The following is an 8,174-nucleotide window of genomic DNA, read 5'->3' on the forward strand; positions in this document are numbered from 1 at the left end:
AGCACCAAGAACAAGTGCTTCCCGTCGTTGCCCTTGTTCTTGCGGACTTCCGCTCGCTCCAAGCGGCAAAGGTACTTGCCATCTGGCAACGGCTCGTATCCGCCGCCCCGGGCTGGTTCTACCCGCATGTACTTCTCGTCCAAGTCAGCCAAATTCATAGTTCAACCTCCCGTTCTACATTATTCCAGACAATGAGAGTACACGGCAGCGACTCCTCTCTGCTGAAGAGGGGAGTGGAAGACACGCTGATGTGTTCTGAACTCGTCTGCCGTCAATCCTTTACTGATCCATCAAGGCAAATGGAGGCAATGCAGTCCATCGGGTACTCCGCAGGGATGATGTCGTCCCAATCACATAGCTTGTTCATGAACATCACCCTCATCGCCCTGTACGAGCAAAAACCGCCCAAACTCCAGCACCGTTTGCATCTTCTCTTTGGGTAAATTGCGTAAAATCCGTATGATTTCGCGTTCAACGGCTGACACTGCGTACTCTCCACGCTGTACCGCATCAATGAACTCTCTGTCTTTGTCGCCTGTGCTTCGCCCCAGCAGGAAATCGACGGTCACTCCGAATAGGTCAGCCAACTTGTTTAGGACTTCGACATCGGGAACTCGAACACCATGTTCATAACTGGAAATTGTGACTTTGCTCAGGCCAAGCCGTTTCCCAAGCTCTTCTTGTGTCCAACCGCGGGCTGTTCGTAGAAACCTGATTTGTCTGCCCAACACATTGGCGTCGTCATCATCGGCAAACTGCGCTGTCCAGTCACGACGTGATTGGATAATATTTGTTTCTTCAAACCACAACTTGATACTCACGCACTTCACCTCATCTTTGCTCTTCCAAAAGCTCAACTAACACATCGCCATGGCACGGTGACGGTTTACACCAGCAACCGAGAGTTTTGCCACGCAACTGATCGAGATCTTCCAGCAGGTCTGGGCGGCTTAGAAGATACTCGCGGTACTTTGCGATGCACTCCTCGCGGGTGCCATCTTTGCCAATCCGAAACGGGTTTGCCCATTTGCTTTGAGGAAGTCCAAGACGGGGAACCGCACGACCGATGTACACGTCGTACGGCTCGCGGCGACAGTGGACAACACGGGATGTGTCTTTCATTTCGAACCACCTAATCTCCTTGAAACCAACTTCCATATCTTGCGCCACAGAGGATCAATAATACGCTCGGCTATACGCTCCAGCCATTCAAACGGCATCCATTCCCGTTCAACTGCCAGAACCGCGAGCGCTCGACGATGAAACCAATACGTCTTCCCTTGATATTCGAACTCCATCACGTCGTCGTCGAATCCTCTTGCCCATTGCTTAAGGCCGTGGGCGCGCTTCTCGTCGACATGTTCGAAAGAATACCGAGAGTGATCCATAAAGCTAAGCTCGACTCGAAAATACTTCGCCATCTCGCATCTCTCCGTGATGTTGCCCATACACGGCAACCACTTGCCGTCGCAATCCTTCCAACACGATTTCCTCAGAAAAACCCATGTCCCTTAGTGTCTCAATCCCTGCGGCAATTCGCTCGCACGTCATCCGGAGCAAGAGATCGTCCAAGACGGTCATTGCTCACCCACCCCAATCACACACGGCACCTCGGCCTGTTCCCGCACCCAATCCTCCGCACATTTGGTGATCGGCACTTCCGTGTCGTCAAGCAGCGTGACGAGATCCCCGCTCGGCACCAAGCGAATCACGATTTCTTGGCAAAACGGCAACTCCAATTCCTCGCCGACAATCGTCCCGGTTGCCGTTTGCAACGCTTCCACCGGCGAATCCGCGACGATGTAGCCGTAGTTTTCGCCGTCGGTGATGAACCAGAGTTTCGCGGTCATTTCTCACCGCTCTCCATTGTCTGTTCTTCAGAAACGGATTCCCCGCATCCTTCGAGGAATTGGCGAGCCCACGACTGCATCAGTCTCCAGTCGTCGTATCGATGATAAGCTATCTTTTCCAGCACTTTTATTGCTTCCAACACCCATTGCGCCAACGTAGGAACATCACTTCGTGCTGCAGCGATAAACCGAGCATCATTGGAATCAAACGGAATAGCGAGTTTCGTTGTCCCTTTGCGACCCGTAATTGAATAATCGAATCGCCCTTCTACGGTCCAATCATAGCTGCTTACTTTTTCTACTAAGTCCAACAATCGCTTCGCCTTCTCGCGGACATCTTGAGTGGTTACCATATGCCCGTCACCTCTTCCGATCGATGCATTCTCGTCGTCGCCCAAATCGTCATCCTCATATCCGAAATCCACCTCAGCCTCCATCTCGCCCCAACCGTCGGACCATAGTTCGTCCTGGGCCATTTCAAGCGCGATGGATTCCGCCTCGGATTCATCGGTCGCCTCTACGGTGTACACGCGCGAACCGCTCCACGAGACCACAACCTCGTATTTAGGCATCGTTACTTCTCACGCTACTCAAAGTCTTCGTCTTTCAAATCCACAACCCAAGCAAACAGCGCTTGGGGGATCGACAATTCCAGCCTTTGATCGGTACGATCTACCGACTCTACCCGACAGAACAACTGCCGCATACTGCGCCCGTCCCACTCGGGGATATGGACGCATAGAAATTCGCCTACGTACGGATCGCCCACAACCTCGATCGGACCAAACAAGTTGCTATCCCATCGACTCGACGGCATTTGCGCTCCCCCACCATGATTCACCTTGTGCGACTGATTTGTTGTAACGATGCATGCAGAGTTGCTAGGTCGTGATGGATTGACATTGACAAAAACAGCAAAACCAAAGAAACCAGAATCGACAGGGTTATCAGGCTAGCCACACCAAGTTTCCATCCACCAGCAACGGAAACCCAGGCGGATACACCCAAAACACTCACACAAGCGAAGAAAACTACATTTTGAAACATCATCCACGCGTTTGTTGCAGCCTGGATGTACATCAATTCGAACATCGTCCTTCACCCCAAGCAAATTGTTTAACTTGCTACCAACGGCCCGCCGCTTCTAGGACCGTCTTCTCGTCTCAACACCAAACCCAGCCCATCGCGCAGTTTGCGCGCCGTAGATTCGTCCACCGTAAGCTCCAGCACTCCGTGCTCGTCGTGCATCATCAAACGCACTCCCGAATCCTCGGCGATCACCTGGACTTCCGCTGCCCGTACGCTCATCCGCATGCAGTTGTTTCCTCCAGTTCTCGTTCAAGTTCCTTCTCCTGTTGTGCCAGGGTCTTGAGCACCCGTTTTTCATCGTCGAGCGCCATCCGCATCTGTTCGGTCAACAAGTCACGACCCAAATCGTCGTATGTGTGTCGCAAGGCCTCCGCCGCGTCTGCCCGGCGTCTCACGGCCGCGTACAACTCCACCAGCGCCTTGTACCGATCCGCTGGAATCAGCACCACATGGTTTCCAAACATCGCGCGCATTTGCACGCCATCCGACCACGTCTGGGCCATCATCCGTGTCTCAATCAGATCCTGATAGAGATCCAAGAGATGATCGAACACGTCCCGGTACACTCGCGCACGGGTTCGAAGCGCCGCATTGTTGCTCGTCTCGCACTGCGCCCAGTTCGACTGGAGTTCCCTCAAAAATCGGTCATAGCACTCGCAAATCATGGTCAATCGGTTGTACACCTCAACCATCGGCACGTCCCACATGGTATCCATCCCGCCACGCCTCCCTCGCTTCGCGTAGAATGGTGGAGACTTCTGCTCGCGCCTTTTGCAGGTTCGCAAACGCCAAAGGTTCAGCAGGATCGTCGGCGTAATCGTAAGCCACCTCAGCCGCGCGAAGTCGTTCAACAGCCTCAAACAGCGCCGTTTGGTAGACTCCGTAGGCCTCGCTTGCCTCCCACGCCGGGGATCGTCGTCCAACAACTCGATCAAGCATGATCACCACCTCTTGCTCATGCGTGGTTTGCAGGGCAAATCAGTCGCGCGTCAGGATCGCGGAGATCAGATGCAAGTTTTCGTCTTCGTCCGTAAAGAGCACCGAGTTCCTACCCTGTGCCACCTGCATCCGTACGACCTTGCTTGACTCCACCGCCTCCAACATCTCCAGCACGTACCGCGCATTCAGCGACACCTTGATTTCTTCTCCCGCGAACTCAACCAACGGCACCTCTTCACGCGCGCGCCCGCGCTCCGCAGACCTCGACGTCAGTTCCAGCACGCCCTCCTTGACGTAGAGCGATACCGTGTGGCGCTCGTTCTCCGCCAGGATCGTCACGCGCTCAACGGCTTCCTCCAACCGTTTCCGCTCCACCCTGCACGATGCTGCGAACTCCCGCGGCATCACCCGCGACGTGTCCGGATACTCGCCCTGGTACAGCCGCCCAAAGAGTTTCACGCCGTTCCACGCGAACAGCACGTAATTCACCGACTGGTAGACTTGCAGGGTCGCGTCGTCGTCCGCATCCAGGAGTCTCGTGAGCTCGGTGAGCGCGCGCCGGGGAATCGTGCAGCGAATCGACATCTCCCGATCGACCGTTTGCGACACTTTCGCCAGCCTCAGCCCGTCTGTGGCCATCCAAATCAGCTTGCCGTCCTCGTAGCCTACGTAGACACCCTCCAAGATCGGTCGTGACGCATCTTGCTTCGCCGCGGCGTATCCAACACTTTGGATGGCTTCCACCAGCGTCTTTGCCGAGATCTCCACAGGCTCGATGCCCTTCATGTCTGGCAACTCGGGAAACTCCTCTGGGTCGAAGCCATGAAGTTCTGCATGAGTGGTGCCCACGTCAATCGACGCGCTCAAGTGGTGCGGCGCAATCGTCGCGATATCCACCGTCCCCTTGGGAAGCCGACGAACCAGCTCCGCGAACAGCTTCGCCGGAAGCACGACGCCGCCCGGATCCACCACCGACGCCTCGACGGTCATGCGTAGCGCCACATCGTAGTCGTAGGCGCTCAACGTCACCTGACCGCGCTCCGCCTCAATGAGCACACCCTGCAACACCGCCGCGGGCGCGCGTGTCTGCGCAATCCGCGCCAGTGCGCTCAGCGCGGGCTCCAGCACCTGTTGCTCGATCAGACAGCGCATGGTGTCTCACTCTCCTTGGCCCCCATCAGCAACTCACGCAGCTTGCCACGATTCCACGGCGCGATCGCCTCAGGTAGGACGAGATACACCGTGTTGACGATCGTGACTTTGCAGTGCTTGGAGACCGCCATCAGCAACCGCGTCTCTTTGCAGGGTTGATGAGGATCATAGGCCATTTGCGCCACCTTACGTTCGTACACCGGCGGATACTCGCCTTTGTCGACAATCCCCAAACACATGCCGCGCTTGATTCTCACTCGTCCTTGCTCCCAGACCGCGAATTCAATCATCGAATCCCTCCTCACCTATGCGTGGTTTGCACGACAAGCGGCGTGATCTCGCCGTTCCGGTATTCGAACATCGGCATCCCCAAGGCCTCCGCGATCACCCGTTCCAACTGCGCGCCTCGCGAGAACTCCCAGCCCGGCAAGAACACCACCACATGACATCCAACGAGACAGTGCAGCGCCGCACGCATCCAGTCGTCCCACTCCCAGTCCTCCTCACCCGGGATCTCCGCCGGATTCACCACCGCCAGCCCCTGTGCCCTAAGCCTCGCCGCCGCCTCGTGAAACGCCGGACGATTGAAATCCGGGTAGCCGGACATGGGGCCGGCTAAGTACCAACGCCCATCCCGCTCCAGATCTTTTAGTGCCACGCGTTCTGCCGCCCCTCCTCTGCGTATCGGTCAATGACCTCAAACCACCGTGCAAACCGTGCCCTTAGTGCTTGACCCGCCCGCGGGTCGTAATCCTCGAGTTCGACAATCAATTCATCCGCTTCGCAGGCGATGTTGATGAGAGCGTCTACGTAGTCCTTCGAAACGACAGTCTCCATCGCATTCTCCTTCCAAAATGAAAACTTTTAAGTTGGTTTCGAACTGAAAAACGATCAGATTGGAATCGAGGCTCGTAACCGTGTAGAGTTCGAACCTCCCGTTCCTATCTCACTCTGAAGTTGACGGCCCTGTTGCTCTTACGTTGCTTTCGCACCTTGGAAACTCGAGAGAGTTGAACTGCGATCCACCCAAAAGCAAATCCCGCCACGACGGCAACCAAAACAGGTACTACAATGGGCGCCAACAGACCGAGAATCATCCCTACAAACGATGCCGCAATCGCCACGATGAAAAGTGTGCCGAGCACTTCCGGTAAATGGGTGTTTTCTTGAACTAATAGCCAAGCAGAAACCATTGAACTTATGAAAACTGCAATTACCGCACCACATCCGGCGCGTGCTTGAGGCGACGCCGTGTACAACAGTCGTTCCGTCTCAACGATCCAGTGCCACACCACATGCTCCCTCCTATCAACTCACCGTCTGCATGACAACCCACTCTTTTCGAGCCCTTCGCAACGCCCGGCACACCGAAGGCTGGGTTACGCCCAACCTGCGCCCGATCTCGGCCTGCGAATACCCCGCGACCGTCCACCCGACAATCGCGCGGTCTCGCGGCGTCAAACTCGCCATGAATTCGCGTACCTCTACTTCACTCCAGTCCGCATCGCGCCAAAGATCCCGGCTCTCCACATGCTTTTCGCCTTCCTCCTCGTCTTCGAAATCCAGCAGGATCGAGCGTTGCAATGGACGCCTCACCGCACACACAATCAGCTTCTGCATCTCACGTGCGATCACCAGCGCAGCAAATCCAGCGAACTTTCCGACTCCAACGCGATAGAACAACGCCGCCCTGCACAACGCCAGCAACCCCGCTGCTACGAGATCGTCGAATTCGATTCCTACCCGTTCGGCGCGGTAGCGATAACGACGAGCAATGTGGTAGACCAACCCAATGTTCTTCGCAGTTAGTTCGCGTTGAGCGTCGTTCATCCTCATCACCATTACCTCATCACTGCCTTCTACAGCCTCACTCTTTGACCCATGTCATGAAGAGCCCAACTTCTGAGTGGGGATCGTCGGCTTGTTTGATCCTCGCTTCTTCCGCAGCGTATTCCGGGTCCTTGTACACCTCGATGAGTGGCGGCACATCCACTTCACCCGGCCACCACTGTGCGACTACCCAGACCGTGTCATTCGCTTGCATCGTTTTCACTTACCCCTACCTCCCGCTTCTTGCGTTTGCTGATTCCAACGCCGTTCGATACGTCCTAAAACTCGGCTCACGTGCGTTCGGGAGATCCCCACGCGCTCTGCGATGTCCTTTTGCGCGTACCCCATCAATGCAAGCGCAAGGATGCGTTGTTCTCGTTCCGACAACCGACCAACAAAATCCCTCCACTCAAGCTCACTAAAATCGGCTTCGCAACGCAGCCACACGCTTTCGTAATGTCCGCTCTTCGATTCGTCGTCTCCCCACGGCGCGTCAAACGACGTGATTTGCGGTCTATGACGAACTTGACGCAAAAGCAGACGCATTTCGTTCTCAATGCACCGAACCGCAAACACCGAAAACTTTGCTCGTTTGGGGTCATACACTCGCGCCGCCCTGCAAAGCCCCAACATACCCGTTGCGACCAAATCGTCGAATTCAATCCCGACCGCTTCGGCACGACGGCGAAAGCGATGTGCGACGTAATACACCAGCCCTTGATTCTCGACAACCAACCTCTCTTGCGCCTCGTTCATGGGAACACCCCCCCTAAGATTGGGTGTCCCGTCATACACCGATCGCCTCCGCCGCCGCTTTAGACTCCTCATGCCTCTGCACCACGTCCCGGAAGATCTCCCATCTATGCGGCAACACCATCGCGTACCGCACCAGAAACTCCCGTCGCTCCAGCCGTTGCCCGAGCACCGCATTGAGCAGCGCGTTCGCTTCATCCATCGTCTCGGGCAACAGCGCGTATGGGATGTTGTTCGCCTTGAAGATCCGCTTGAGCAACTCTTCTTGCCTCGGCGTTGGCTTCGTCAGGAGCTCCGCCGCCTCCCACCGCGTCTGCGGCGCTTGCAGGCCTCGGCGCTCCAGCGCCGCCAACTGCTTCTCCGTTGGCGGCAGGTCCATCCACTCTTCCTCGGCCCCCACGGCGCTCCGCGAGAGACCGATCTGCGCGTACGTCGCCGCCGCGCCCCAGGCCATCTCCGAGTCCGGCCCGAAGTACACGCGGTGCATCTCGGGCTTCGCGCCCGGCTCCTCTGTACTGAATCGCCCGTAGGCCACGTACCAGCCGACCTGCGTCTGCTCGA

General features: G+C 56.3%; 17 protein-coding genes and 1 pseudogene. All 18 read right to left on the bottom strand.

Features of this window, described 5'->3' with window-relative positions; all coding sequences use genetic code 11:
- Positions 1-350: 350 nt before the first annotated feature.
- Positions 351-821: a helix-turn-helix domain-containing protein gene (locus AC27E8_RS08655; RefSeq protein ID WP_487097540.1), complete on the bottom strand. Its 471-nt coding sequence runs from the start codon at positions 819-821 to the stop codon at positions 351-353.
- Positions 822-831: 10 nt separating this feature from the next.
- Positions 832-1,158 (bottom strand): DUF4326 domain-containing protein, encoded by a 327-nt coding sequence (locus tag AC27E8_RS08660; RefSeq protein WP_487111444.1) that lies wholly within the window; start codon positions 1,156-1,158, stop codon positions 832-834.
- Complete coding sequence (locus tag AC27E8_RS08665) at positions 1,119-1,421, bottom strand: hypothetical protein (RefSeq protein ID WP_487097539.1); 303 nt, start codon at positions 1,419-1,421, stop codon at positions 1,119-1,121. Before AC27E8_RS08665 ends, AC27E8_RS08660 begins: the two co-directional genes overlap by 40 nt.
- Positions 1,422-1,577: 156 nt before the next feature.
- Entirely contained in the window at positions 1,578-1,850 is a 273-nt protein-coding gene (locus AC27E8_RS08670; protein WP_487097538.1) for a hypothetical protein, read from the bottom strand.
- Positions 1,847-2,380: a hypothetical protein gene (locus tag AC27E8_RS08675; protein WP_487097536.1), complete on the bottom strand. Its 534-nt coding sequence runs from the start codon at positions 2,378-2,380 to the stop codon at positions 1,847-1,849. The genes AC27E8_RS08670 and AC27E8_RS08675 overlap by 4 nt, the downstream gene beginning before the upstream one ends.
- Before the next feature lie 307 nt (positions 2,381-2,687).
- Positions 2,688-2,942, bottom strand: a complete 255-nt coding sequence (locus AC27E8_RS08680) for a hypothetical protein (protein ID WP_487097535.1) — start codon at positions 2,940-2,942, stop codon at positions 2,688-2,690.
- A gap of 24 nt (positions 2,943-2,966) precedes the next feature.
- Entirely contained in the window at positions 2,967-3,164 is a 198-nt protein-coding gene (locus AC27E8_RS08685) for a hypothetical protein (RefSeq protein WP_487097534.1), read from the bottom strand.
- A complete protein-coding gene (locus AC27E8_RS08690; protein ID WP_487097532.1) occupies positions 3,155-3,655 on the bottom strand; it encodes a hypothetical protein in 501 nt (166 codons plus the stop codon). Before AC27E8_RS08690 ends, AC27E8_RS08685 begins: the two co-directional genes overlap by 10 nt.
- Positions 3,624-3,878, bottom strand: a complete 255-nt coding sequence (locus AC27E8_RS08695) for a hypothetical protein (protein ID WP_487097530.1) — start codon at positions 3,876-3,878, stop codon at positions 3,624-3,626. Before AC27E8_RS08695 ends, AC27E8_RS08690 begins: the two co-directional genes overlap by 32 nt.
- A gap of 39 nt (positions 3,879-3,917) precedes the next feature.
- Positions 3,918-5,030, bottom strand: coding sequence for a DNA polymerase III subunit beta (gene dnaN, locus AC27E8_RS08700; protein WP_487097528.1), 1,113 nt, complete (start codon positions 5,028-5,030; stop codon positions 3,918-3,920).
- Entirely contained in the window at positions 5,018-5,320 is a 303-nt protein-coding gene (locus AC27E8_RS08705; RefSeq protein WP_487097527.1) for a hypothetical protein, read from the bottom strand. The genes dnaN and AC27E8_RS08705 overlap by 13 nt, the downstream gene beginning before the upstream one ends.
- A gap of 11 nt (positions 5,321-5,331) precedes the next feature.
- On the bottom strand, positions 5,332-5,688 hold the full coding sequence (locus AC27E8_RS08710; protein ID WP_487097525.1) for a DUF4406 domain-containing protein: 357 nt from the start codon (positions 5,686-5,688) through the stop codon (positions 5,332-5,334).
- Positions 5,679-5,867, bottom strand: a complete 189-nt coding sequence (locus AC27E8_RS08715; protein WP_487097524.1) for a hypothetical protein — start codon at positions 5,865-5,867, stop codon at positions 5,679-5,681. The genes AC27E8_RS08710 and AC27E8_RS08715 overlap by 10 nt, the downstream gene beginning before the upstream one ends.
- Before the next feature lie 104 nt (positions 5,868-5,971).
- Complete coding sequence (locus AC27E8_RS08720; RefSeq protein ID WP_487097522.1) at positions 5,972-6,322, bottom strand: hypothetical protein; 351 nt, start codon at positions 6,320-6,322, stop codon at positions 5,972-5,974.
- 16 nt (positions 6,323-6,338) lie between these two features.
- The gene (locus AC27E8_RS08725; protein WP_487097520.1) at positions 6,339-6,866 is read right to left on the bottom strand and encodes a sigma-70 family RNA polymerase sigma factor; all 528 of its coding nucleotides are present in this window, start codon (positions 6,864-6,866) and stop codon (positions 6,339-6,341) included.
- Positions 6,867-6,897: 31 nt separating this feature from the next.
- Positions 6,898-7,083, bottom strand: coding sequence for a hypothetical protein (locus AC27E8_RS08730; RefSeq protein ID WP_487097542.1), 186 nt, complete (start codon positions 7,081-7,083; stop codon positions 6,898-6,900).
- Positions 7,080-7,616 carry a sigma-70 family RNA polymerase sigma factor gene (locus tag AC27E8_RS08735; RefSeq protein WP_487097518.1) on the bottom strand — a complete coding sequence of 179 codons (537 nt, stop codon included), beginning with the start codon at positions 7,614-7,616 and terminating at the stop codon, positions 7,080-7,082. The genes AC27E8_RS08730 and AC27E8_RS08735 overlap by 4 nt, the downstream gene beginning before the upstream one ends.
- 31 nt (positions 7,617-7,647) lie before the next feature.
- Positions 7,648-8,174 (bottom strand): annotated as a pseudogene (locus tag AC27E8_RS08740) (DEAD/DEAH box helicase); the annotation flags it as partial.

This window comes from Alicyclobacillus sp. CIJ1 (assembly GCF_057538885.1).